26 protein-coding genes are annotated in these 24,717 nt (G+C 35.7%); 8 read left to right on the top strand and 18 right to left on the bottom strand.

Annotation, left to right across the window (positions count from 1 at the left end; translation table 11 throughout):
* The first annotated feature begins 80 nt into the window (after positions 1–80).
* The 4 genes from BTOYO_RS17530 (at position 81) to entC (ending at position 4,883) form a co-directional block, all read left to right on the top strand.
* Positions 81–1,184 (top strand): efflux RND transporter periplasmic adaptor subunit, encoded by a 1,104-nt coding sequence (locus BTOYO_RS17530; protein ID WP_000728811.1) that lies wholly within the window; start codon positions 81–83, stop codon positions 1,182–1,184.
* The gene (locus BTOYO_RS17525) at positions 1,181–1,855 is read left to right on the top strand and encodes an ABC transporter ATP-binding protein (protein WP_000609095.1); all 675 of its coding nucleotides are present in this window, start codon (positions 1,181–1,183) and stop codon (positions 1,853–1,855) included. The genes BTOYO_RS17530 and BTOYO_RS17525 overlap by 4 nt, the downstream gene beginning before the upstream one ends.
* Positions 1,856–1,881: 26 nt before the next feature.
* Positions 1,882–3,033 (top strand): ABC transporter permease, encoded by a 1,152-nt coding sequence (locus tag BTOYO_RS17520; RefSeq protein ID WP_002038017.1) that lies wholly within the window; start codon positions 1,882–1,884, stop codon positions 3,031–3,033.
* Positions 3,034–3,491: 458 nt separating this feature from the next.
* Positions 3,492–4,883, top strand: coding sequence for a cell wall-binding protein EntC (gene entC, locus BTOYO_RS17515; protein ID WP_000421978.1), 1,392 nt, complete (start codon positions 3,492–3,494; stop codon positions 4,881–4,883).
* Between the two features lie 279 nt (positions 4,884–5,162).
* Here the strand turns inward: entC and BTOYO_RS17510 are convergent, their stop codons facing one another.
* The 7 genes from BTOYO_RS17510 to BTOYO_RS17480 form a co-directional block, all read right to left on the bottom strand.
* Positions 5,163–6,248 (bottom strand): DUF871 domain-containing protein, encoded by a 1,086-nt coding sequence (locus BTOYO_RS17510; RefSeq protein ID WP_000440067.1) that lies wholly within the window; start codon positions 6,246–6,248, stop codon positions 5,163–5,165.
* Positions 6,238–6,516 (bottom strand): hypothetical protein, encoded by a 279-nt coding sequence (locus tag BTOYO_RS17505; RefSeq protein WP_000900040.1) that lies wholly within the window; start codon positions 6,514–6,516, stop codon positions 6,238–6,240. Before BTOYO_RS17505 ends, BTOYO_RS17510 begins: the two co-directional genes overlap by 11 nt.
* Positions 6,492–7,802 (bottom strand): PTS sugar transporter subunit IIC, encoded by a 1,311-nt coding sequence (locus BTOYO_RS17500; RefSeq protein ID WP_001013063.1) that lies wholly within the window; start codon positions 7,800–7,802, stop codon positions 6,492–6,494. Before BTOYO_RS17500 ends, BTOYO_RS17505 begins: the two co-directional genes overlap by 25 nt.
* A 71-nt stretch (positions 7,803–7,873) precedes the next feature.
* Positions 7,874–8,179: a PTS sugar transporter subunit IIB gene (locus tag BTOYO_RS17495; RefSeq protein ID WP_000275635.1), complete on the bottom strand. Its 306-nt coding sequence runs from the start codon at positions 8,177–8,179 to the stop codon at positions 7,874–7,876.
* 1 nt (position 8,180) lies between these two features.
* Positions 8,181–8,501, bottom strand: a complete 321-nt coding sequence (locus tag BTOYO_RS17490; protein WP_000131325.1) for a PTS lactose/cellobiose transporter subunit IIA — start codon at positions 8,499–8,501, stop codon at positions 8,181–8,183.
* A gap of 109 nt (positions 8,502–8,610) precedes the next feature.
* Positions 8,611–10,551 carry a BglG family transcription antiterminator gene (locus tag BTOYO_RS17485; RefSeq protein ID WP_000169811.1) on the bottom strand — a complete coding sequence of 647 codons (1,941 nt, stop codon included), beginning with the start codon at positions 10,549–10,551 and terminating at the stop codon, positions 8,611–8,613.
* A gap of 76 nt (positions 10,552–10,627) precedes the next feature.
* Entirely contained in the window at positions 10,628–11,716 is a 1,089-nt protein-coding gene (locus BTOYO_RS17480) for a DUF871 domain-containing protein (RefSeq protein ID WP_001253372.1), read from the bottom strand.
* A gap of 472 nt (positions 11,717–12,188) precedes the next feature.
* On the opposite strand from BTOYO_RS17480, the gene BTOYO_RS17475 reads away from it, so the two are divergent.
* Together BTOYO_RS17475 and BTOYO_RS17470 are read left to right on the top strand one after the other, a co-directional pair.
* The gene (locus BTOYO_RS17475) at positions 12,189–13,391 is read left to right on the top strand and encodes an MFS transporter (protein ID WP_000503250.1); all 1,203 of its coding nucleotides are present in this window, start codon (positions 12,189–12,191) and stop codon (positions 13,389–13,391) included.
* Positions 13,392–13,753: 362 nt separating this feature from the next.
* Positions 13,754–15,409 carry a Na/Pi cotransporter family protein gene (locus tag BTOYO_RS17470; RefSeq protein ID WP_000456283.1) on the top strand — a complete coding sequence of 552 codons (1,656 nt, stop codon included), beginning with the start codon at positions 13,754–13,756 and terminating at the stop codon, positions 15,407–15,409.
* A gap of 33 nt (positions 15,410–15,442) precedes the next feature.
* Here the strand turns inward: BTOYO_RS17470 and BTOYO_RS17465 are convergent, their stop codons facing one another.
* Positions 15,443–16,507, bottom strand: a complete 1,065-nt coding sequence (locus BTOYO_RS17465) for a YhdH/YhfP family quinone oxidoreductase (protein WP_303745238.1) — start codon at positions 16,505–16,507, stop codon at positions 15,443–15,445.
* A gap of 248 nt (positions 16,508–16,755) precedes the next feature.
* Here BTOYO_RS17465 and BTOYO_RS17460 point away from each other — a divergent pair, with 248 nt between their 5' ends.
* Both BTOYO_RS17460 and BTOYO_RS17455 read left to right on the top strand, forming a co-directional pair.
* A complete protein-coding gene (locus BTOYO_RS17460; protein ID WP_002109586.1) occupies positions 16,756–18,099 on the top strand; it encodes an LCP family protein in 1,344 nt (447 codons plus the stop codon).
* Positions 18,100–18,241: 142 nt separating this feature from the next.
* Entirely contained in the window at positions 18,242–18,682 is a 441-nt protein-coding gene (locus tag BTOYO_RS17455) for a hypothetical protein (RefSeq protein ID WP_000642358.1), read from the top strand.
* Positions 18,683–18,753: 71 nt separating this feature from the next.
* On the opposite strand, the gene BTOYO_RS17450 is transcribed toward BTOYO_RS17455, so the two are convergent.
* From BTOYO_RS17450 to BTOYO_RS17405, 10 genes are all read right to left on the bottom strand, one after another.
* A complete protein-coding gene (locus BTOYO_RS17450) occupies positions 18,754–19,518 on the bottom strand; it encodes a sulfite exporter TauE/SafE family protein (protein ID WP_000060730.1) in 765 nt (254 codons plus the stop codon).
* Between the two features lie 33 nt (positions 19,519–19,551).
* On the bottom strand, positions 19,552–20,031 hold the full coding sequence (locus tag BTOYO_RS17445; protein WP_000437748.1) for a DsrE/DsrF/DrsH-like family protein: 480 nt from the start codon (positions 20,029–20,031) through the stop codon (positions 19,552–19,554).
* A gap of 73 nt (positions 20,032–20,104) precedes the next feature.
* Complete coding sequence (locus tag BTOYO_RS17440; RefSeq protein ID WP_000659150.1) at positions 20,105–20,401, bottom strand: rhodanese-like domain-containing protein; 297 nt, start codon at positions 20,399–20,401, stop codon at positions 20,105–20,107.
* A gap of 16 nt (positions 20,402–20,417) precedes the next feature.
* Positions 20,418–20,777 (bottom strand): rhodanese-like domain-containing protein, encoded by a 360-nt coding sequence (locus BTOYO_RS17435; protein WP_001092540.1) that lies wholly within the window; start codon positions 20,775–20,777, stop codon positions 20,418–20,420.
* 37 nt (positions 20,778–20,814) lie between these two features.
* The gene (locus BTOYO_RS17430; protein WP_002038023.1) at positions 20,815–21,045 is read right to left on the bottom strand and encodes a sulfurtransferase TusA family protein; all 231 of its coding nucleotides are present in this window, start codon (positions 21,043–21,045) and stop codon (positions 20,815–20,817) included.
* A 19-nt stretch (positions 21,046–21,064) separates the two neighbouring features.
* Positions 21,065–22,195 (bottom strand): MBL fold metallo-hydrolase, encoded by a 1,131-nt coding sequence (locus BTOYO_RS17425; protein ID WP_000351926.1) that lies wholly within the window; start codon positions 22,193–22,195, stop codon positions 21,065–21,067.
* 38 nt (positions 22,196–22,233) lie between these two features.
* Positions 22,234–22,809 carry a sulfurtransferase TusA family protein gene (locus tag BTOYO_RS17420; RefSeq protein WP_002038025.1) on the bottom strand — a complete coding sequence of 192 codons (576 nt, stop codon included), beginning with the start codon at positions 22,807–22,809 and terminating at the stop codon, positions 22,234–22,236.
* A 73-nt stretch (positions 22,810–22,882) separates the two neighbouring features.
* Positions 22,883–23,146, bottom strand: a complete 264-nt coding sequence (locus BTOYO_RS17415; protein WP_000456206.1) for a metal-sensitive transcriptional regulator — start codon at positions 23,144–23,146, stop codon at positions 22,883–22,885.
* Between the two features lie 144 nt (positions 23,147–23,290).
* Positions 23,291–23,875: a DUF3238 domain-containing protein gene (locus BTOYO_RS17410; RefSeq protein WP_000182095.1), complete on the bottom strand. Its 585-nt coding sequence runs from the start codon at positions 23,873–23,875 to the stop codon at positions 23,291–23,293.
* 135 nt (positions 23,876–24,010) lie between these two features.
* Positions 24,011–24,595 (bottom strand): DUF3238 domain-containing protein, encoded by a 585-nt coding sequence (locus tag BTOYO_RS17405; RefSeq protein WP_000247271.1) that lies wholly within the window; start codon positions 24,593–24,595, stop codon positions 24,011–24,013.
* Between the last annotated feature and the right edge of the window lie 122 nt (positions 24,596–24,717).

Raw genomic sequence — 24,717 nt, 5'->3', positions numbered from 1 at the left:
AAGCTAAAACGATTTGTCAGATTCTTCACCTCTTTTATACTTAATGTAGATACTAAAACGAACGAAAAGGTGATAAATAGATGAAGAAGAAAAATAAAGTGTTAATTACTAGTGTAGTAGCAATCGGAATTGCAGCTGGATCATATTTTGCATTTGCTGGTGGTGGTTCAGATGTTGCAATGGCATATAGCAGTTATAAAGTAACAGAAAAACAAATCGAAAACGCGCAAAAATTTGGCGGTGAAGTTATTCCAAACGGAATTGAAACTATTTCATTTGATCCAACAAAAGGCACGTATGAATTAGCGGTTAAAAAAGGCGATGAAGTGAAAAAAGGGCAGCTTCTGTTTAAATATAATGACCCCACTGCTAAACAAGGTGTAACGGAAGCAGAAATGCAAAAGAAAATCGCACAAAAAGAAGTAACATTGTTCCAAAAACAAATCGATGCAGCGAAACAAAAATTACAAAAAGATAAAAATGCAGGTCTTCCTCAGGAAGCATTAAAAGCATCGGAAGTCGAAGTGCAACAATTAGAATCACAACTTGAAATGAAAAAGTTTGAAGTTGAAAAATCTGATGAAATGATTAAAGCAGCAAAAGAGAAAGTAAACACTCTTTCTGTAACAAGTCCTGTTGATGGTGTAATTGATGATATCGTGAAAACTGCTGATGAAAAAACAGGTATGAGTGGCATTACTCTTCGTCATGCTGGTCAATTTAAAGTAAAAGGTCAACTTTCTGAATATGAGCTTGCTAGTATGAAAGTTGGGCAAGAAGTAACTGTTTCATCAAAAACGGTCGCTGGTAAGACTTGGACAGGAAAAGTAACGGAAATTGGTTCTACACCATTAAAGAGTATGGACGAAAATAAAACTGTTTCTAACTATCAATTCACTGTCACATTAGATAATAGTGAAGAATTACAAAACGGCTTCCACGTTTATGTAACAAGTAAATCTGGCGAAGCAACTGGTACAATTGTTCCGAAAAGCAGCATCGTGAAAAAAGGTGACAAAAATGTTGTCTTCGTTGTAAAAGATGGTAAAGCGAAAGAACAAGCGATTACTGTTGAATTCGAGACAGATAGCGAAGCAAAAGTTTCTGGAGTGAAAAAAGGAGAGCAAATTATCTCTAAACCTGAAAAAGACTTAAAAGATGGTATGGAGGTTGTCGCCCAGTGATTAACTTAAAAGGCATCACGAAATCCTTCCAAAATGGTGCAGAGTCCGTTCAAATATTACACGGAATTGACATAACACTAAACCAAGGAGAATTCACTTCTATAATGGGACCTTCTGGTTCTGGTAAATCAACTTTAATGAACATTATCGGTTGCTTAGATAAACCAACGACAGGTGCGTATGAATTAGCGGGACAAAATATTTCAAACATGTCTGAAACCGAACTTGCACGCGTTCGTAATAAAGAGATCGGGTTCGTATTTCAAAACTTCATGTTATTACCGAGACTTACAGCACTTCAAAATGTAGAACTACCTCTTATTTACGCTGGAGTCGATAAAAAAGAAAGACGTGAACGCTCATTAGCCGCTTTAACAAAAGTTGGTTTAGCAGATCGAGCTACTCACTTACCGAACGAATTATCCGGTGGTCAAAAGCAGCGTGTTGCCGTTGCCCGTGCAATTGTAAATAACCCAAAATTCATTTTAGCTGATGAACCAACGGGTGCACTTGATACGAAAACGAGTACACAAATTATGGACCTCTTTTACGAATTAAACAAACAAGGCTCAACAATTATTATGATTACCCATGATCGTGAAATCGGGGAAGCTGCAGCACGTCAAATTGTAATTCGTGACGGAAATATCGTCCAAGATTGGAGAGGTTAATTTTGAACACGAGTGAAAATATACGCATGGCCCTTTCCTCTATCTTTGCTCATAAAATGCGTTCTATATTAACAATGCTAGGTATTATTATTGGTATTAGCGCCATTATTACTATCATTTCAATGGGTGATGGTACAAATGCAAAGTTTAAAAAAGAATTAGGCCAAGGAAAAGATACAGAAGTAACGATTTACTACAACAACCCTGATTACGGAACTGATAGTGCCAAAATTACAGCTGATATGTTAAAACGTCTTCAAACTGTGCCAGGCGTTAAAGATGTTTATCCAGATGTAAGTATGAAAGTAAAAGCATCTTCTGGTTCAAAAGATGTCTCTCTTGATTTAAGAGGTGGAACAGGCGCCTTCATGACAGATGCGAAAATAAAATTAGTTCACGGTCGTGAATTAAATGATAGTGAATTAAAGCAAGCGATTCCTGCTGTTATTTTAAATGAAGAAGCTTTCAATAAATTATTTAACGGCTGGGAATCAAATTTATACACTGACATAAAAGGAAAGCCATATAAAGTAGTCGGTGTGTATGAAACGAAAAATGATTTCGGAATGGCTATGTCAGAAGGTTATACATCACTTGAAAACGCTCCTGTAATCTCAGGAGTAACTGAGTATGACTCTGTAAGATTAATATTAACTTCACCAGCAGAACGTAAAAGTGTAGAAAAACAAGCCGCTTCTGTTTTAAACGATATGAAAGCTCCTAAATTTGAGCATAAATTTGAAGCTCAAGATATGGGTGAATTTACGAAGCAACTAGATGAATCAATCGGTATGATGAAAATGGTATTCGGTGGTATCGCTGCTATTTCATTACTTGTTGGTGGTATCGGTGTAATGAACATCATGCTTGTATCTGTAACAGAACGTACACGTGAGATTGGTATTCGTAAAGCACTTGGTGCAACACGCGGTAAAGTATTAACGCAATTCTTAATCGAATCTTGTATTTTAACAGGACTAGGTGGTTTTATCGGATTCATGCTCGGTATTTTCTTCGCTTGGATCGTCTCAATCTTTGCCGGATGGCCACTTGTTATCTCAAAAGAACTTGGACTTCTTTCAGTAGGTATTTCAATGCTAATCGGTATTGCATTCGGACTACTACCAGCTAACAAAGCTGCAAAACTTGATCCAATTGAATGTTTACGATATGAGTAAATAAAAAACGTAGGAGTGTACACTCCTACGTTTTTTATTTACCTATCAAATTGTGTTTCTTCTATTATATATGTTTCACGTTACAACTATCTTTCTAATACTCTTCATTCTTTATAGATACTCGGGCTATTATCGAATCCTATTATTGCAAAAATAATATGTAATAGACAAAATACAAGGCGTAATTTTTTCCATGCATCGACTTATTTTGTAACAATTCTATCAATATTTCATTAAATTTCACCTCATTTATATATTTCCACAGTCAAAAATATTATTATTTTATAACTAAATTTTCGTTTCGACAGTAAAACACACCGTTTTTGTAATACTTCAGAAAACAATTAGAAACATTACTGTAATATTATTAACGTTATAGAAATTGAGATACCACTCATTTTATGTTTCACACGCTCTAATCCTCCAAAAAACAATAAGGAAGCGCTATCAGGTTATTTATGGAATTATTACAGAATATTAATGCCCCGTTACGAAAGCTTTGTAATTTTATGTTTTTCGCAAATACGAAAATAATGGTTGCTATAATGAGGTCAACGAAAACAAATGCAATGGAGGCTATTATGAAAAAATTTATGGGTATAGCAACAGCAGCGGTTTTTGGTCTTGGGATTTTCACAACATCTGCTAAAGCAGAAACAATCGTAACGACTGACGTACTAAACGTACGAGAAAACCCAACTACTGAATCAAAAGTTGTAGGAAAATTATTAGATGGATATAAAGTAAATGTTTTACATACAGAAAACGGATGGTCAAAAGTTAAATTGAATAGCGGTAAAGAAGCTTTCATAAGCGCTGACTATACGAAAGATACTTACTACGTAACAGCAAACGTATTAAACGTACGTGCTGGAGCAAACACAGACTCAGAAATTCTTGGTAAGTTGAAACAAGATGATGTAATCGAAACAACACACGAAGTGCAAAATGACTGGATTCAATTTGAATATAACGGAAAAACAGCTTATGTTCATGTTCCTTACTTAACAGGTAAAGCACCAGTTAAAGTTCAACCAGCAGTTAAAGTTGAAAAAGCAATTAAAGTTCAAGACACAGCTAAAGTTCGTGAAGCAGTTAAAGCTGGTGAAGTAGCTGAAACTCAAGCAAAAGCTAAAGCAGAGGAAGCAACTAAAGCTCGTGAAGTAGCTGAAGCTCAAGCAGAAGTTAAAGCTCAGGAAGCAGCTAAAGCTCGTGAAGAAGCTAAGGCTCAAGCAGAAGCTAAAGCTCAGGCAGATGCTGAAGCTCAAGCAGAAGCTAAAGCAGAGGAAGCAGCTAAAGCTCGTGAAGAAGCTAAAGCTCAGGCAGCAGCTGAAGTTCAAGCAGCGGCTAAGGCTCAAGAAGCAGCTAAAGCTCGTGAAGCGGCTAAAGCTCAAGCAGATGCTGAAGCTCGTGAAGCAGCTAAGGCTCAGGAAGCAGCTGAAGCTCGTGAAACGGCTAAGGCTCAAGAAGCAGCTAAAGCTCAAAAACCAGCCACACAAAAACCTGTTGCAAAAGAAACTGAAACAAGCACACCATCATCTTCTCGTGAGTTAAGAGTTGTAGCAACAGCTTACACAGCAGATCCACTTGAAAATGGTTATAAAGCAGGCGACCAAGTAAAATCAGCTTTAGGTCACAACTTAACAGCAAATCCAAACATGAAACTAATTGCAGTTGATCCAAGTGTCATTCCATTAGGTTCAAAAGTATGGGTTGAAGGTTACGGAGTAGCAATCGCTGGTGATACTGGTGGAGCTATTAAAGGAAATAAAATCGACGTTTTAATGCCAGATAAAGGCACTTCAAGTAACTGGGGACGTAAAACAGTTACAGTGAAAATTTTAAACTAATTACTATAAAAAAAGAGTCAGTCTCATTGTTGAGGCTGACTCTTTTTTTTACTCTATTAAACTACTGAAAAATGTCACAGTAAATGAAATTATATCAACGATTTTTCAAATATATCTATCGTAACCTACAATATATCAACGATTTTTCGAATATATCTATCGTAACTTATAATATATCAACGATTCGACAAGAAATATCGATTTATCGACAAATTTTTACATTAAAAGCACTTTACTATTAAAAAGGCGTTCCAAAATTTAGAACGCCCCCTATCTTCCCTATTCCACACAAGTAAACTGCGTCCAAGCCCCTACATAATCTAGTAAGAATAACTCCTCTTCCGCAATTGTACCGACAATGTTTTTCCGTTCATCTATCGGCATTTCTTTCAAGATGATTTGCAGTTCACCTTTATACTTTCCGAATGAGTTATTACCAATTACAACTTGCCCTCTTTCCTGTAGCACACTTTCGCGCACCGGGAAGTCATAGTCTTTGTACTTTTTACGCACTTCTGTAGAACGTACCATATATTCTGTTATGTCGCCGCGTCTTACGTGTAATTCTTGCAGCGTCGCTTTCTTCTCTACTTCAGTCACTTCGTCTACAAAGTGCACTTTTAGCTGTAACATATAGCGATTTAAATTTCCTAGTTTTTCTAACTCTTCCTCACTCGCATAAGCATTTCCGATAATGACATCATCGATTAGCCCTGTTGCCCATAGATGCTTCGCTTGTACTTCAATTGGTAAATTACGATGCTCTTCTAATGTACATAAACCGTCGTTAATATCCCATGGACCGATGTTTGCGGCATTTGATGTAATAAAGGCCGCACTGCGAATACCATGCTTTTTAAAACGTTCACTACATCGAATGAAATAATCGTACGGAAGACCAGTAAACTTTTGTGGATAAAAATTATGGCAACCGATTAAAGCTGATTTATTCGCTTGATGCGAAAGAATATTTTCTAAGTACGCAATATCGTTACTTACATTTAACTCAATTTTTAAACCGTACGGATTATTCGTCATTTTCGCTTCCGTTAACCCGTCAAAGCCTACATCTAAACGAATACCATCTGCGCCTAATTCTGCGAAAAATGATAGATTGCTATAACTAATACCAAGCTGATCAAACACAGCTGGAGCTACATCTAAAATAACTTCCATATTGTTATCTTTTGCGTGATTAATAATCTCTTTAAATTCAGCTACAATTTCTTCTTTTGGACGATTCACAGATAACAAACAAGTAAATATTCTTGAAAAACCGTGTCGTGCCGCTGCGGAAATATAAGCCATATCTTTTTCTTTCGTTGAATGCTCTGGATAAAGTGAAATTCCTAATTTACGCTCCATGCTTTTGCATCTCCTTCACACGTTGTATTAATGACATGCTCGTAAATCTATATTTTGCAGATAAACATGTTGCACATAAAATTGTCGGTACAATAATTACGTACGGTGAGTGTAGACCTAACATTACATATGCACCCATTGAACAACCGATAAACAAAACTGATACGAGTAGTAAAACTAATAAAGATTTACTTTGTACCCATTTCGAATAATGAGCAATGCATTGTCCGATCACAAATGTAATTAAGATGATAATTGCTCCGAGCATTCTGTTTTCTCCTCTCCTGCTATTTGTTGTTTCTCATACATTTTGAAGAATGGATAGTAAATAATAAATGAGATTACAAAGTTAATAATTACAAGTACGCCAGCCATAATTGTCCAGTCCGTACTAATCACTGCTGCAATTGGCGCTAACATCGTAAATGGCAACTTCGCCATCATAAGTGGAATCATACCTGAAACAACTGCGAAATATGATACCGTCGTTGTAACTAACGGTGTAATAACGAACGGAATAATTAAGATTGGGTTCATTACAATCGGTGCCCCGAAAATAATTGGCTCGTTAATATTGAATAAACCTGGCACGAATGATAATCTACCTAACTCTTTTAAGAACTTAGATTTAGAGAACATAAACATAATGACTAAAGCTAACGTTGAACCCGACCCACCAATCCATACGAACCATTGAATAAATTGCTCTGTAAATAAGTTTGGTAACTGATGTGCATTTCCTGTAGCCGTGAACACTTCCATATTTTCAAGAATTGCTGAATCCCACATCGGACGAATGATTGGTCCTAAAATCGCTGGGCCATGAATACCGAATGACCAGAAGAACACGATTAAAAATACTGTTAATAGACCGCCGAATAAATTGTTTCCTACTAATACTGACTTTAATGGTGCAATTAAATATGTGATTGTTGTATTTACATCAAATTTTAAACCGTAACGAATACCCCAGAATAAAAGAATAACAACTAAAGTTGGAATTAATGCTGCAAACGAGTTTGCAACTGCTGGTGGTACACTTTCTGGTAATTTAATCGAAATATTATGCTTAATCATAAAATGATAAATTTCTACTGCAATTAATGCAGTAACAATTGCGCCGAATAAAGACGTGGCACTTAATGTTCCTACTGAAATGTATCTACCCGCATCAATAACACCTGGTACAGCTTTCGTAATTTGAATTGGTTCAACTGATGCTAATAAAAAGGCGAGTACAGAGAGTAACCCTGCGCTTAATTGATTGAGCTGATAAAAATTAGCGAGCGAAGCCCCTACCCCAAAAGCTGCGTATAATGCCATTAAGCCTACTGTAAATCGGAATGGAATATCTAAAATATGACGAAACGGTGCAATCCACTCCATATATGCATCAATTGGTAAGTTTAAAAAGATAACGAAAAATGATCCGACGATCGTTAATGGTAATGTAGAAATAACCCCGTTTCGAATTGCTAATAAATGTCGCTGTCCTGCAATCTTTTGCGTTGTTGGCATAATCTTCTGTTCCATAAAACTCATAAACCCATTCATCAATAGCCCTCCCTTTGTTCAATATAACCAAAAGTTATAACATTATAATGTTTATGTTTAAAAAAATATAATTACGCTAAAACTAATTCTTCTGCCTGCTTAAGTACTTTCAAACCGTCACACATGCCATAATCTCGTTGGTTTATAATAGCAACTGGTATATCGTATGACTTTGCAAGAAACGCTACGGCCGGAAATAAATATTTCACTTGCGGACCAATTAAAACGACATCTGCTTCCTTAATTTCAAGCTTCACAAGTTCTGAATCAACTGCCTTAATTTTATAATCCTTCCCTTGTTTCTTCGCCTCTTCTTGCATTTTTCTTACAACCATACTCGTTGACATACCTGCAGCACAACATAATAAAATATACATATTATACTGTCACTTTCTCTTCCACACGTTTATGAAGAGCGATAAATTCTTCAGCAAGTTCTTTCACTGTAATTGCATTCATTAAATGATCTTGTGCATGCACTAACAGTAAACTTATTTCTGCATGATTTCCTCTTGCTTCCTCTTGAATTAAATCCGTCTGAATACGATGAGCTGCTGAAATTTCTTCACTAGCAAGTTCCATCTTTTCACTCGCATTCTCAAAATCTCCTTGTCTTGCAAAAGCGATTGCTTCAAGCGCCGCGCTTCTCGCGTTGCCACCATGTAAAATTAACGCAAATGGAGTTTGCATATCAGTCATTTTAACTTCCCCCAAGCTTTGTTTTTCTATATGTTCATCTTATTATGAAAACGCATACAATTAAACATAAAAAACTTCCGTTATGTAACGGAAGTTTTTATATACTTTTTCAATACGATAATAAAATCTCTTGAAAACCTTCAATTAATTCAGCCTGAGTTAATTTCTCTATCGTATTCTGATTAGACATAATATCATATAAAAAATCATAAAGCCGTTGCAAATCTTCATTATTATTGCGCTTCACACTAAATAAAATAATCAATTGTACTTTTTTATCTCCCCAATCAACAGCCTTATCAAGTGTACAAAACATCAAAAATGTTTCCTCACTTAATAACTGCATCGGATGCGGAATCGCCACTAAATTCCCAACCGCTGTCGGAGATGTATTTTCTCTTTCCATAACAGAAGCATAAAAATTTTCTGGCACATAGTTTTTCTCAGCGGCTTTCTCACATAAAAATTGAATAACTTCTTCTTTCGTAGAAGCACTACGATTTAAAAAGATTAAATCTTCTTTTATATATTGCTGCACACTATTATTCACATGCGTAAACAATTGCTGACCAATCGATTTAATCTCTTTATCATCAAATATTGAATTCACCTTTATAACTGGTACAGGCAAACCACTCGGTATATGAATCGTACTAATAATACAATCTATTTTATCTTTATAAAGGTCTTCTACTTTCAATTGATAATAACCTGTAATACCTACAATCTCTAATTTATCTCGAAATTGTGATAAAATTTTATATTTTAATAGTTGTGCACTCCCTTGACCAGTCGCACAAACTAGTAAACATCTTTTCTTTTGATTCTGCTCCTGCAAACGGCTCATCGCTCCGCCGAAATGAATAGCAATATAACCAATTTCACTTTCCGGAATCGTTTCACCCGTATATTCACCAATTATATCTCCAACGAGAACCGCAATTTCAAAAGCATACGGATAATTCTTTTTCACTTCTGCCAAAAGAGGATTTCTCGTATTTAACTTATACTTCAAACGATTTAATAACGTTTTTAAATGAACACCAAATCCAAATAATAATTCTTCATCATAATAAAAAATAAGATTCCGTTCTTCCGCTACTTTAAAAAGAATATGTTGCATAAATGCATATATATCTTTTCCTAATAGCTCTTCTACATTTTCATAGCGATCTCTCGCTGTAACAGCAGTACTTAACAAATGCACCGTCACATATAATACTTCTTCTTCTGGAAATAAAAGTTTTAACTCTTTCTCTAAATCTCCTAAAATCTGCTTCGCAATTGTATATTCTTTCTTTATTATAAGTTCTGATTGCTCCACATGCAGTCCCGTCATATAATGTTGACTTTGACAACGCTTTAATGCGATTGCAATATGAATAACTAGATTATCAATTTCTATATCAGATAAATATATTGTTCCACCCTCAATATACTTTAATATAATTGAACGAATGAGTGATATATGAGGTAACGATACATATGTATCCGTCTGCTCAAATTGCTCATGAAACGGAGTATGTTCATAACGTGGTAAACCATATTGTGATAAACAAGAACGAATATTAAATTCCTCTCCCACAATACGTATACCATAATACGGTCTCTTTTCAATTTGCAATGTATAGCGACCGCATATATCTGTAACATCTTTCATAATTAAATTTACAGTTGATTTACTCACGTAAATTTCTTCTGCTAACTGCGAAAGCTTCACATATCCTTCTGTCGTTAAAACACGTTGTAAAATATACGCAACTCTTTCTTCATAAGAAGTTGGGATCTTTTCCGTCTGTTTTTGAAATAGACTCACACAAAACTCTTCAAATATCTTCGTTTGTATAATTTCTAGTTCATATCCAGTCCCTCTTTGCGATTCGATTTTCGCTCCGTTTTCTTCCAATATATCATTTAATAATTTTATATCTTTTTGAATCGTCTTCGTTGATACATGTAATCGGTTCGCTAAAAAAGCTCGATTTAACATCGATTTCTCTTCTAAAAACTCCTCTAAAATAGAAATTAATCGCTGATGCACCTTTGTCATAGCTCTTCCTCTCGCTCTTTATATATAAAGGGGGAAAAGCTGCTGAAATCAGTAGTTTTTCCCCTTTATATTCTCTCTATTTCTTTAATGTAAATCCGAATTTATCCCAAGCATGTAAATAATCTAGTAAGAAAATCTCTTCTTCTATAATTCGACCAACTACATTTGTTTTTCCTGTATTCACCATATCTTTTAATGCAATTTGTAATTCACCTTTATACTGGCCATATTGCTCATTATCAATTAAAAGATCGCCACGCTTAATTTCACGCGTATTATGAGGTTTAAACTCTTCTTTTTTATATTTCACACGACTTTGTGTAGAACGAATCATATATTCAGATACATCCCCGCGATAAAAATGAGGTTCTTCTAATACGATAATTCTTTCTAAATTTGTCGTTGTATCGTATAGTTCTATATCAAATGTTTGTTTCTCTTTATTTAACGCACCTAGTGCTTGTAATTCTTCTTCTGATGCATAAGCGTTCGCAATAATAACATCATCAATTAATTCTGTCGCAAATAAATGCTTCGCTTGGGTTGTCATCGGTAATTCACGATGCTCTTCTAACGTACATAAACCTTCTGTTACTGGCCAAGGTCCGTATGTTGCATCAAATGATGAAATAAATGCAGCTGTTCTCATGCCGTAATCTTTAAATTGTTTCGAGCATGTAATGAAATGATCGTATGATAACCCAGAATAGCGGTGCGGATAAAAATTATGACAGCCAATTAAATTTTCACGATTTGGTCTATGACTCATAATGTTATCTACATACTTCGTACCATTGCTCATATTAATCTCAATTTTCAAACCATACGGATTATAAGTCATAATTGATTCTTCTAATCCTGAGAAACCAACATCTAAACGAATACCGTACGCACCTAATTCATGGAAGAATGATAAATCATTATACGAAATACCTAATTGTTCAAAAACAGATGGACTAATATCAACTAATACTTGGAACCCTAATGCATTCGCATGAGAGATCGTTTCTTTAAATTCTTCAATAATTTTCTCTTTTTCTCCATCCACAGATAGTAAACATGTGAACACACGTGTAAATCCGTATTTACTTGCTAATGTTACATATTCCTTATCTTTCTCTACCGTTGAATGTTCTGGATAAATAGAAATACCTAATCGTCTCATATGTACACGCCTCTTTCTTCATTGTTTTGTAAACCTTTTCAAATATATGTAGCGAAAAAGTATATATCCCCTTCTCATTCACTACCTTTTGAATCCGCTTTCTTTAAAGAAAAAACAATTTCTATCATTCATAACAACTACAAGTCTATACATCTATACTTTACATCTTTTTTTCATAGTTGTGTAGCGTTTACACAAATTTGTCAGTTTTTCATTTTAAAAATTGTTATCCGCTTTCAAGACACCTTCCTTGACTGCTACATTGACCAATACATATACTCAAAAGAAAAGAGATAAAGTGAAACTTTAATCAGTGGGGGTTTTGTTCATCCCCCACCGATTATTAGCCTTCACCAATCGGGCGTTTGCTGGCAGCAGGGCTTCCACCTAACTTCTTTGCTCCAGCCAGATTTTGAGGTGGGAATTTTACTGTCCGCAAATAGCGGAAAAAATGTATATAGGGGATGAATATATGGGAGAGGCAATACTCGTAAAACGAGAACCGTTATGGACAAAAGAGTTTGTTGCTTTAATTTTTGCAAACTTATGTATGTTTTTAGGGTTTCAAATGTTAATTCCAACTTTACCTGTTTATGTGAAAGAAATCGGTGGCACAAGTTCAAATATCGGATTGGTCGTCGGTATGTTTACCGTTGCGGCACTTTTTGTTAGACCGCTAACTGGAAACGCCTTACAGAAATTTAATAAAAAAATCATTTTAATGATCGGTACTGCTATTTGTTTACTCGCTATGGGCAGTTACCTTTTCGCCTCTACCATTTTTCTCTTGCTTGCCGTTCGTATTTTACACGGAGCTGGCTTCGGTATTACAACGACTACATATGGAACTGTCGTTTCTGATTTAATTCCAGCAGCTCGCCGCGGAGAAGGCATGGGATATTTCGGACTTTCTGGAACCATTGCAATGGCTCTCGGCCCACTAATCGGACTATGGCTTATGCAAGCATATAATTTCAACGTTCTTTTTTTATGTGCACTTTCATGCACAATCGTTTCATTAATTTTAACGAAACTACTTCAAATCCAAAAAACGAAACAACCACCAAAACAATCATCTGGTACTTTTCTCGATGGATTTATTGAGCGCAAAGCTTTACTTCCTTCATTATTAATATTATGTATTACATTAATGTACGGAGGAATCGGCAGCTTTATCACACTATTTGCTACCGAAGTTGGCATTGCTGATATTAGTCTCTTCTTTTTATGTAACGCGCTAGCAATCGCTGTAACTCGTCCATTTTCCGGAAAGTTATATGATGCGAAAGGCCATACATTCGTCATCATTCCAGGGGTTATTATAACGTTCGCAGGTATTATTTTATTGTCGTATACAACGACAATTCCGAGCTTAATTATTGCGGCAGCCTGTTACGGAAGTGGTTTCGGAGCGATTCAGCCTGCGCTACAAGCATGGATGATCGACCGAGTAGCACCGCACCGACGAGGAGTCGCAACAGCTACATTCTTCTCAGCATTTGACCTTGGAATTGGTGCGGGAGCGATTATTTTCGGATTCATTGCACATTTTACAAACTATGCGACTGTATATCGTTATTCTTCCCTATTACTTATTGCTTTTCTGTTCATTTACATTACAAGTATAAGAAAACAAAAGCACGGAGATAAAAATACAGAAAAAGCTGCTGGATAATTTAGCGGCTTTTTTTCTTGCAAAAAAAGACTACTTAATAAATATTAAACCCCATGTTGGCTTTATAAAACTACATGCATTTCCCTACATATTTTTTTAACTATCATCAAAAAATATACAATGAACTTGTAGAAGATTTCTTTGATATACAATTGAATAATACTATTCTAAAAAGTGTGATTTCTTTACAAAAACACTATTTACAAAAGACGAAAACCATTAAAATACAGCTGTTTCTTTAAAGAATTGTAAACTTTTCACCTCTTTGTAAATTTAGTGTAAATTTTACTAGCAAACCGTTTACAGTGCCTCAAGGTTTAGTTAATAATTACATCGTACATGAAATTTAAGGAGTGGAATGCGTGGAATATAATGTTCAAGAAATGATCTTCCAATTCATTGGTGGATTAGGTATTTTCTTATTCGGGATTAAATACATGGGCGATGGACTGCAACAAGCAGCTGGAGATCGTCTTCGCGATATTTTAGATCGTTTTACAACGAACCCACTTATGGGTGTACTAGCAGGTATGTTAGTTACTGTATTAATTCAATCAAGTTCAGGAACAACCGCTTTAACAGTCGGACTTGTAAGTGCCGGATTTATGACATTAAGACAAGCAATTGGTGTTATTATGGGTGCGAACATCGGTACGACAGTTACTGCATTTATTATCGGGATTAAAATCGGAGAATACGCTCTCCCAGTTATGGCAGTTGGAGCGATTTTACTATTCTTCTTTAAAAATAAAAAAGTACATTCTGTAGGTCAAGTTGTATTCGGTTTTGGTATGTTATTCTTCGGTTTAGAATTAATGAGCGCAGGTATGAAACCTCTTCGTTCATTAGAGGCATTCCAAGATTTAATGATTAGCATGAGTGATAATCCAATTTTAGGAATTATTGTCGGTACAGTCTTCACTTTAATTGTACAAAGCTCAAGCGCAACAATCGGTATTTTACAAGAATTATTCGGTCAAGGTGCAATCGATTTACAAGCTGCCCTTCCTGTATTATTCGGTGATAACATCGGTACGACAATTACAGCAGTATTAGCAGCAATCGGTACTTCAATTGCAGCAAGACGTGCAGCATTAGTTCACGTTATCTTTAATATTATCGGTACCATTATCTTTACGATTATATTGATACCATTTACAAATTTAATTCAATATTTCCAAACGTCATTAAACTTGAATCCAGAAATGACAATTGCATTTGCACATGGAACATTTAACGTAACGAATACAATCATTCAGTTCCCATTCATTGCAGTATTAGCCTGGATTGTAACAAAAATTATTCGTGGTGAAGATGCATCTATTAACTTCAAACCACAACATTTAAATCCAATCTTTATTGAACAATCTCCAGCTATTGCTTTAACAGAAGCTCAAAAAGAGATTATCCGTATGGCGGAGTTTTCATTAGATGGATTAAAAGAAGCAAACCAGTTTTTAAATACACAAGACAAAAAACACGCTAATATGGCTACTCAATTAGAAGGAGCTATTAACAATTTAGATAAAAAAATTACCGAGTATTTAGTTTTACTATCAGAAAAACCACTTTCATCAGCAGATTCTGAGAAGCATTCTGTTTTAGCTGGTGTTGTTGGAGATATTGAACGTGTCGGTGATCATGTAGAAAACCTTGTAGAACTTGTAGATTTCCAAATTTCAAACCGCGTTTCACTATCAGACGACGCACTAACTGAATTAAATGAAATGCTTGAATTAACAATTTCAACATTACAAGATGCAATCAATGCTTTAACAAACTTTGACACTGAACTAGCTCAAACTGTTATTGCAAAAGAACGTAAAATCGACCAAATGGAACGTGTTCTTCGCAAACGTCACGTAATACGTCTAAACGAACGCAGCTGTTCAGGCGATGCAAGCATCATCTTCGTTGACATGGTAAGTAACTTAGAGCGTATCGGTGATCACGCTGTAAATATCGCTGACGGTGTTTTAGGTGAACAAGGAAAAGTCAATTTAAAACAATCATTATAATAGGAAAGAGACGCTCAAGTTAGCGTCTCTTTTTTATTTCATATTTACAACTGTTCTTCCTTTTAACTTTCCTTGCAATATGAGCGAAAACTTCTCATCTAATTTTTCTAATGTACATTCTTCTGTATAAGATAATAGTTCTAAGTTTTTCCACTCTGTCGCTAACAATGCCCACACTTCTCTTCTCATATCTACTGGACATTGTACGGAATCTATTCCTACAAGGCTAATACCTCGCAAAATAAACGGATATACTGTTGTGTGTAATTCATGCCCTGCCACATTACCACATGTCGTTACACAACCGGCATATCGTACCAATTTCAATGCTGTTTCTAACATCTTTCCGCCCACAGTATCGATAACCCCGGCGTATATTCCTTTAAGCATTGGCCTTCCTGATTCATCACTCAACTCTTCACGCTGAATTACCTTCTTTGCTCCTAAACGTAGTAACATCTCTTCTTCTTCCAATTTCCCTGTTGCTCCGACTACGTTATATCCTAACTTACTTAAAATACTAACCACTACACTACCTACACCGCCCGTAGCACCCGTTACTAAAACATCTCCCCTATTAGGCATAATTCCTGCTCCAATGAGCTTATATACCGATAGTGCAGCTGTAAAACCAGCTGTCCCATACATCATACTTTCCTTCAAAGACATTCCTTCTGGTAAAGAAACAATCCAAGATGATGGCACGCGAATATATTCTCCGAATCCACCAGACGTATTCATACCTAAATCATACCCCGTTACAATAACTTGATCCCCTACCTTAAAGGAACCATCTTCACTACTCACAACTTCTCCTGCAGCATCGATTCCTGGCGTATGAGGATATGTTCTCGTTACACCTTTATTACCAGTAGCTGAAAGCGCATCTTTATAATTTAATGAAGAGTAATGAACTCGTATTAGCACATCTCCTTCAGGTAAACGATTGATTTCTCTCTCAACAAGCTTTCTTTCAAATTGATTATTTTCTTTTTCTTTCACGACGATTGCTCGGAATGATGTATGATCCATTATGCTCTCTCCTTCATCCGTAAAATTCTTCTTTATTATATAGAAGAAATAAGTAGTACTACCAATTTCTTATTGGCTATATTTCAACAAATCTTACTTCTCTCTCACTTTCTCACAATATATATTTTCATTTCTACTAAAAAAACATATACTTATCCTACATCTGAAAAATAACATATAGAAAATCTGACTTTTTATAAATAAATTGAATTTTTACGAAATGTAAATGATTTGTAATGTTTTTTTTCGTCAAATTTCATTATAATAAGTGGATGTGAGTGTCGTATTTCAATCCAAATGAAGGAGTACAAGAAATGGAGCAAAACCCATCTTTGCAAGAAAATACACGCAATAAACCGAAAAAAAGTAAGAAAAAAACAAAAATTATTATAAGCGTCATTCTATTCTTTTTAATAGTAGGAGGCGGTTATACGTGGTTTTTAGTAAATAAAGCATCTTCTGCTGTTCGAAATGCCGCACACGATTTAGCACGCGGTGATAAATCTGATTTACGTGATAAAGCTGTAAAACCTATTACGAACAATGTCTCTGTCTTAATAATGGGTGTTGATGAAAGCGATGTCCGAGGAAAAGAATATGGTGAAGCTATAAGAACAGATGCGCTGTTGCTTGCAACTTTTAATAAAGACAGCAAAACTGTTAAACTATTAAGTATTCCACGTGACACATATACTTACATTCCAGTAGAAAAGAAAAAAGATAAAATTACACACGCTCATGCATTCGGTTCTGCTAAAAACGGTAAAAAGGGTGGACCACAAGCAAGTATCGATGCAGTTGAAAAATTAATGAATGTTCCTGTCGATTACTTTGTAAAATTTAACTTTAAATCATTTATAAAAATTGTCGATGATTTAGGCGGCATTGAAGTCGATGTACCTGTTGAATTTTCAGAACAAGATAGTAATGATAATGCCGATGCAATTCACCTGAAAAAAGGTGTCCAAAAGTTAAATGGCGAAGAGGCTCTTGCTCTTGCTAGAACGCGACACATCGATAGTGATGCAATGCGTGGGCAACGTCAACAACTCGTTATTGAAGCTATTTTAAAGAAAATAACAAACGTTGGATCTGTAACAAAAGTTGGCAACATCATTGATGATATTAACGGACAATTCGTTACAAACTTAACATTCGATGATATGCTTTCATTCTATAAATATGGCGCAGATTCTTCAGTTGAAAAATTACAAATTCAAGGTGATGACTGCTATATGGAAAAAGGTGATGACACATGTAGCAAATCTGCTGGTGGCGGTCGAACATATTACTACAATCCAGATAAAAAAGCACTAGCAAATGTTACGAACGAACTTCGTACTCACCTTGGACTACCTGCCTATACAAAAACTGACTTTGATTCGAAAAAAACAGATTCAGAGAAAACGAAAGACACTAACTCTGAGAGAACAAAAGACACTGACTCTGAGAGAACAAAAGACACTAACTCTGAGAGAACAAAAGACACTGACTCTGAGAAAACAAAAGACACTAACTCTGAGAGAACAAAAGACACTAACTCTGAGAGAATAAAAGACACTGACTCTGAAAATACAAACAAACGTGAGTCAAGTAACAACAACCATAATGATAATAACAATGAAGATATAAAAACATCATCTAATAACAATGAATAAAAAGAAACCGTACTCTATGGAGGTAGAGTGCGGCTTCTTTTTTCAAACATAAAAAATCAGAACTTTCCAACTATCTTTTTTAATATTTTTAAATTATAATAAATAATAGTAATCTATTCCAATTACCAGGGGGCTCATACATATGAAAGCTGCAGTAAAACATAACATTTCAGATTTTAAAGACTACTTAAAATCCAACGATATATACATGGAAGAAAATATAGATGAAAATGATGGTTCGGTGCATTTTTCAGTAGGATTAGAAACAGAAGCTGGCGCAAAAATTCAACTTATCGCTGCTTTCGAAAATGAAAATCCGACTGTGGATATATACTGCTTCAATGTTGCTCACGTACCTGACGAAACATCAACAAATGACATTTTACATGTCATCAATGAATTAAACACATCTTACCGATTTGCAAAATTCACACTAAATAAGCAAAATGCAATTGATATTTCAACATCTCTTGCATTCTCAGAACCAAACTTTAATCCGGCACTTGTTTTTGAGCATACGAGAATGCTGTATAAATTAGCGAACGACGAATATAAAAACTTAATGAAAGTTATTTGGGCATAAAGTAAAACTATACTCAGTGACGTTTTACTACCCACAAAACAAAAGGATGGGCTGCAAGCAGCACCATCCTTTTACTTCGATATCATATCAACCCACATTTTAACAGCAGTTCCTACAATTAAAGTGGACAATACATATTGCAGTACTTTTTGATTTAGCCTCTTCCCGACTCGTGCTCCAAGTGGCGCAGCAAATATACTTGCAACCGCAATAATTAGAGCTGGAATGATAACTACTTGCCCAGTAATCACTTTTCCTGTAGTAATTCCTATTGAGGAAATAAACGTAATAGCGATAGATGTTGCGATCGTCATGCGCAGTGGTAATTTTAAAATAACTAGCATAATGGGAACTAAAAGGAACGAACCTCCAGCTCCTATAATGCCTGAAGCTCCCCCTACAACGAACGCTAACAAGCTCGCTAACCATTTATTATACTTCACGTCTCCACTATTATTTTGTTTCGGTACAAACATCATAATAGCTGCAATTGTAGCTAATGCTGCATAAACAACATTCACTGTATGTTCCTCTAATATGTTAGCACCGAAACTCCCTATGAAGCTTCCTATTAATATACTGGCTCCCATATACATAACTAACGTTTTATTCATATCATTACTTTTTCGGTATGCCCACGCACCTGCAAAAGTTGCAAAGAATACTTGTACCGCTGTAATACCGCTCACCTCATGTGCAGTATAACCAGTAAACCCTAGCAATACTGGAATGTATAAGATCATCGGATAATTAATAATCGCGCCGCCAATCCCAACCATTCCTGATATAAACGATCCTATAAAACCAATTATAAAAAGTAATACGACTAAGCTCACCTTACATCCCCCGCCTTCTTAAAAGAAGGTGATTTAAATGAATAAGTTTACATTCCCATCCGAAGCATCTGCTAAATATGCTCCTACCCCAGCAAACTCTACCCCTTCCATAATCTCTTCCTCTTTTAACCCTAATAAATCTACTGTCATTTGACAAGCTACAAGTTTAATTCCTTGTTCTTTCGCCAAATCAATTAAATCCGGCAAAGGCATTGCGTTATGTTTTTTCATAATGCCTTTAATCATCTTCGGCCCCATGCCAGCAAAATTCATTTTGGATAATCCCATCTTATCGGCACCACGCGGCATCATCTTCCCAAATACTTTCTCTATAAAAGTCTTCTTTACTTTCACATGCTCATCTTTTCTAAGAGCATTCAACCCCCAAAAAGTATGAAATATAGTCACTTCTTGATCATAAGTCGCTGCACCATTTGCAATAATATAGGCAGCCATCGCTTTATCATAATCTCCGCTAAATAACACGATTGTCGTTTTCTTCTGTTGTTCCATGTTGTTCCTCCTCTAAATTACCTATAGGGGTATTTAATTGTTTATAAAAAGGCTCAAATCTTTTATCTCTATGCTATAAGACTTTACCTTCCCAAGCTAACATACCTCCTACCATATTGATCGCTTGAAAACCGTAACCTTCTAAAAATTGAACTGCTCTTGCACTTCTTCCTCCCGAGCGACAAACGATAATGTATTCATTATTTTTATCAAGCTCATGCATTCGAAACTCTAGTAAGCCTAACCTAATATGAAGCACGCCTGGAATTTTCCCTTCCCTCACTTCTTCCACTTCACGAACATCAATTACATGTATCTCTTCATTTCGTAACAATCTTTCCTCTACTTCTCTCGCTGTAATTTCTTTCATCTTAATATTCCTTTCCTTACAAAGCGTTCATACCACCTGAAACATTTATAATGCGCTGAAATCCTAATTTCTTTAATACTTTTGCTGCTTGCTTACCTCTCATCCCGCTCTGACAAATAACGATTACTTCCTTATTCTTATTTAATTGATTTGCCTTACTAACTAACTCATTTAGCGGGATATTCTGAAAGCCCTTCATATGGTTCCCTCTATATTCGCCTACTGTACGAACATCGATAAAGTACTTCCCCTGTTTTCCCACTATACTTTTTAATTCTTTTCCATTTATATTTTGAACACCTTTCACCGGTAAGAACCGTGAAATAACAAACCATGCAGCCAATACAACGAAAAGCGTACTTACTATTGTGTTCATATAACTCCCTCTCTACATTTATAAAGTTATTTCTTTACTACGCCTTCTTAATCCAAAACTTTAGTACATCGCTTTCTTCTGCATGCTTTACGATGTCATGACCAGTTTTGTTTGCCCACGCTGGAATATCCTTAATTGACCCTTTATCCGTTACATGTACTTCTAACACTTCGCCCGATTGTAAAGTATCCATCGCTCTTTTCGTTCTTACAATTGGCATTGGACATGCTAAATCTTTCGCATCTAAAACTTGTTTTATATTCATCATCTATTCCTCCAATTTGTTATTAATTATGAACTGCACAGCGGTTTGGACCAATCTCCATTTCACGTTCTTCTTCCACACTCGGATGAATTTTCCCCATATTCGTTTGACGAATTTCTTGATAAGCATTCGGCTGAGGTGGTAGATTCTCCGTTACAATTTTGCGAAATTCATTCTCATCTTTCATATTTAACCCTGCATTCACTTCAAACAATTGTTTTAAATTAGCACTCACAACCCCATTTTCATCCATTTCACTTATTTTTGAATAATGAGCTGGTAAAACAATTAACTCTTGAGATAATTCCTTATAGCGCTTATATAATGTATTTCGTAAATCGCTCACCCAATCTTCAGCCTTACCAGCAAGATCTGGACGCCCGATTGAATCTACAAATAAAATATCGCCCGATAATAAATAGGAATTATCTACAATAAATGATGTACTCCCAATCGTATGCCCCGGTGAGTATAGCGCATCAATTTCGATTTTGGTACCCCCTACCGTAATAACAGATCCTTCTACAAGTGGTTCGTATAAGAAAACGACTTCCTCCGCATCTTTTGGAGGTAACCAATACGTACCACCTACTTTTTCAGCTAACTTACGACCGCCAGAAATATGGTCTGCATGTAAATGTGTATCCATTACATTCGTAATAGTAACTCCATGCTCTTTCGCAAACTCCTCATATGATTCAATCGTTCTTACTGCATCAATAACTGCTGCTTCACCGTTAGAAACGACCATATAAGATAAACAGCCTTTTCCAAGACGATTAAATTGATATATACTCCCTCCGCCCTGTACATCTCCTACTTTGAGCGGCTTTACATATTCACTCCAAGCTTTCATCCCACCAGCTAAATAGGAAACATCGTTGAAGCCAGCATCCAACAATTGCTCCGCGACAAACTGCGAAGAACCTTCTTTTGCACATACGACTAAAATCTCTTTCTCTCTCGGTAATTCATCTACAATATGGTCTACACCATCTAACAAGTCAAAATAAGGTTTATTAATAGAAGATACTTGTTTCCCTTCAATTTTCCAATCTTCATAATCCGTCTCATTACGAACATCTAAAATAAACAACTCTCCGAATAAAACTTTCTCTGCAACATCTTTTGCTTGTAACATCTTAATGTCCATTTAATTACCCCCATAGGTATATTTTCGTTTAAAAAATTTTATTTCTCCACATTTCCTTGCCACCCTAACATACCAGGAATGACATTTTTCACATTTGAAAAACCTTTCTCTTTCAACATTTGGCAAGCTACATCACTGCGGTTACCAGTTCGGCAAACAACATAAATTTGCTTCGTCTGATCTAACGATGTACTGTCTAGTTCACCTAGTGGCACCGAAATAGCAGATGGAATATGACCAAAAGCAAATTCTGCTGCTTCACGAACATCTAATACAATGCACTCTTCTCCGTGAGATAATATATCCTGTAATTCCGCATTCGTAATTGTATGAGGATATTTCACAACTTCGTTCACTTCATGTTCATGCGCTTTCCTCACATAATGCATCAATATAGCACCCTCATGTTTCGTCCCGATATATTGATGCCCTATTTTATTCGCCCAACTTTGTATATCTACCGTAGATCCTTTATCTGTTGCCTCAATTTCAATCACTTGCCCTGATGCCAATCCTTCCATCGCCTTCTTCGTCTTTACAAGAGGCATCGGACAAGCCAAACCTTTACAATCTAAACTCATATCCACTTTTATACTCATTATCGATTCCTCCATATTTAATATACTTATACCTGTAGGGGTATACTAAAACGTTTTTGAAAATCTGTCAACACTTATGTTTGACAGATTATCGGCTTTTTACAAGTAATTGAACGGCTTCTTTAATTAACTCTTCATTTGAACCATTGCCACTTTCAAACTGTTCACGCAAACATTGCTCTAAATTTGTTCCAACAACTAATCCAATTGTACGATCTAATGCAGAACGAGATGCCGTTAACTGTGTAATAACCTCTCGGCAATCTTTTCCTTCTTCCATCATACGAAGCACACCGCGCACTTGGCCTTCAATACGTTTTAATCTATTTTTCATATCTTGATTGTATTCCACTGTAGACCACCTCCGTAATTATAGCTATATTATATATTACTTTATAACCTTGTATAACATCATATACCCTTTAGGGTATATTGTAAAGGGGGATGTTTGTTTCTCAGCCTTCTAGCGGTTAAGTGGTCTACTCTACCTTATTCCTTATAAACTCTTTGTAAAAAGATAATCCATATCGCCACCTAACGCTGCAGCTGTATCACCAGTTTCTCTAAAATCATGTGTATATATTTTTTCAAATGAACCGAAATCTACTTGCTTATAAAATTCAAAACAAGGGAATCCATCATGCTCTCCTTGAATATCAATACTACCATCCTGTTTCACACATACATTTAATACATAATCCACAGGAGGTGCATATACATTTAATGGATTACTTGCACTCGCACTCATTTTGAATTGCACACCTTCAGAATTCCATGTGATATCAGTGCACACAATATTTTCTGTACTTGCTTTCCCTGTTCTTTTACTCACAGAACCATCTGGATTTGTAACCTTCTCTGTCGTAATACCCGTATTTGCATATGAAAACACTTCTTCTTTATAAAAATCCACTACAACCTCTTGCTCAACTCTAGAGCGCATAGTATTTACCGTATGTGGTGTAAATTCACGTGAATCACCTTCGAATTGGATTGCTTTTCCTGTTTCCATATCCTTCTTAGCTTCCGTCCAAGGCATTGGAATAAATACACTCGCTCTAATTTTTACGATATTAGTCATAAGATACACCTCTATAATTTTATTTTAGATACTGCATAATATTGAGTAAAACAGATCACAATATCGCTCCCATAATCAATAGCTTTCTCTTTTACGCTTACTACTTCCTTCTGAAAAATAGCGCTATATTTACAGCTAGATTATCGTTTTAAAGCTATATTCCATCTCTCCAGCTAGTGCTGCTGGGGTATCATCCGTTTTTCTGAAATCATGTGTGTATATCAATTCAAACGAACCAAAATCTACTTGTTTATAAAATTCATAGCAAGGGAAACCATCATGTAAACCTTCAACGTGCACAGCGCCACGTTCATTAACTCGTATAGTCAAAAAATAATCAGCTGCAGGTGCTGCCGCATTTAACGGATTGCTTGCACTTGCTCTCATTTCAAACGAAACTTCATCTTCACTCCATACAATATTTGTACATACAATGTTTTCTGTACTTGTTTCTCCTTTTTGATACTCAATTGAGCCATCTGGATTTGTAATTTTCACAGTGACGATACAAGCATCTGCATATGTGAAAATTTCTCTTTTATAAAAATCAATATTCACTTCTTGTTCTAATCTTGAACGCTTTGTATTCACAGCGTATGGTGTAAACTCACGTGCATCTCCAGCATATTCAAAAACTCTTCCCGTTGCAGGATCCTGAATAGGTTTCAGCGAAACATACGGTGCAAATACACTCCCTCTAATTTTAACGATATTAACCATGTGAAACCTCCATCGATTCTATATTATATAAATCATTATTTGTTCTACCAACATAATATAGTCAATTTGATTGACTGTATTATGTATAGTACAATAAGCATTACATATAGTCAACTTAATTG

Source organism: Bacillus toyonensis BCT-7112, assembly GCF_000496285.1.
In the GTDB taxonomy this organism is placed as follows: Bacteria; Bacillota; Bacilli; order Bacillales; family Bacillaceae_G; genus Bacillus_A; species Bacillus_A toyonensis.
This window is presented reverse-complemented; position numbering and strand designations above follow the sequence as displayed.

Excerpts from the sequence above, each read along its gene's own strand:
- BTOYO_RS17530 (WP_000728811.1), top strand. The coding sequence starts at position 81 with ATGAAGAAGAAAAATAAAGTGTTAATTACTAGTGTAGTAGCAATCGGA.
- BTOYO_RS17520 (WP_002038017.1), top strand. The coding sequence starts at position 1,882 with ATGGCCCTTTCCTCTATCTTTGCTCATAAAATGCGTTCTATATTAACA.
- entC (WP_000421978.1), top strand. The coding sequence starts at position 3,492 with ATGGAATTATTACAGAATATTAATGCCCCGTTACGAAAGCTTTGTAAT.
- BTOYO_RS17510 (WP_000440067.1), bottom strand. The coding sequence starts at position 6,248 with ATGGAGCGTAAATTAGGAATTTCACTTTATCCAGAGCATTCAACGAAA.
- BTOYO_RS17505 (WP_000900040.1), bottom strand. The coding sequence starts at position 6,516 with ATGCTCGGAGCAATTATCATCTTAATTACATTTGTGATCGGACAATGC.
- BTOYO_RS17500 (WP_001013063.1), bottom strand. The coding sequence starts at position 7,802 with ATGAATGGGTTTATGAGTTTTATGGAACAGAAGATTATGCCAACAACG.
- BTOYO_RS17495 (WP_000275635.1), bottom strand. The coding sequence starts at position 8,179 with ATGTATATTTTATTATGTTGTGCTGCAGGTATGTCAACGAGTATGGTT.
- BTOYO_RS17490 (WP_000131325.1), bottom strand. The coding sequence starts at position 8,501 with ATGACTGATATGCAAACTCCATTTGCGTTAATTTTACATGGTGGCAAC.
- BTOYO_RS17485 (WP_000169811.1), bottom strand. The coding sequence starts at position 10,551 with ATGACAAAGGTGCATCAGCGATTAATTTCTATTTTAGAGGAGTTTTTA.
- BTOYO_RS17480 (WP_001253372.1), bottom strand. The coding sequence starts at position 11,716 with ATGAGACGATTAGGTATTTCTATTTATCCAGAACATTCAACGGTAGAG.
- BTOYO_RS17475 (WP_000503250.1), top strand. The coding sequence starts at position 12,189 with ATGGGAGAGGCAATACTCGTAAAACGAGAACCGTTATGGACAAAAGAG.
- BTOYO_RS17460 (WP_002109586.1), top strand. The coding sequence starts at position 16,756 with ATGGAGCAAAACCCATCTTTGCAAGAAAATACACGCAATAAACCGAAA.
- BTOYO_RS17455 (WP_000642358.1), top strand. The coding sequence starts at position 18,242 with ATGAAAGCTGCAGTAAAACATAACATTTCAGATTTTAAAGACTACTTA.
- BTOYO_RS17445 (WP_000437748.1), bottom strand. The coding sequence starts at position 20,031 with ATGGAACAACAGAAGAAAACGACAATCGTGTTATTTAGCGGAGATTAT.
- BTOYO_RS17440 (WP_000659150.1), bottom strand. The coding sequence starts at position 20,401 with ATGAAAGAAATTACAGCGAGAGAAGTAGAGGAAAGATTGTTACGAAAT.
- BTOYO_RS17435 (WP_001092540.1), bottom strand. The coding sequence starts at position 20,777 with ATGAACACAATAGTAAGTACGCTTTTCGTTGTATTGGCTGCATGGTTT.
- BTOYO_RS17430 (WP_002038023.1), bottom strand. The coding sequence starts at position 21,045 with ATGATGAATATAAAACAAGTTTTAGATGCGAAAGATTTAGCATGTCCA.
- BTOYO_RS17425 (WP_000351926.1), bottom strand. The coding sequence starts at position 22,195 with ATGGACATTAAGATGTTACAAGCAAAAGATGTTGCAGAGAAAGTTTTA.
- BTOYO_RS17420 (WP_002038025.1), bottom strand. The coding sequence starts at position 22,809 with ATGGAGGAATCGATAATGAGTATAAAAGTGGATATGAGTTTAGATTGT.
- BTOYO_RS17410 (WP_000182095.1), bottom strand. The coding sequence starts at position 23,875 with ATGACTAATATCGTAAAAATTAGAGCGAGTGTATTTATTCCAATGCCT.
- BTOYO_RS17405 (WP_000247271.1), bottom strand. The coding sequence starts at position 24,595 with ATGGTTAATATCGTTAAAATTAGAGGGAGTGTATTTGCACCGTATGTT.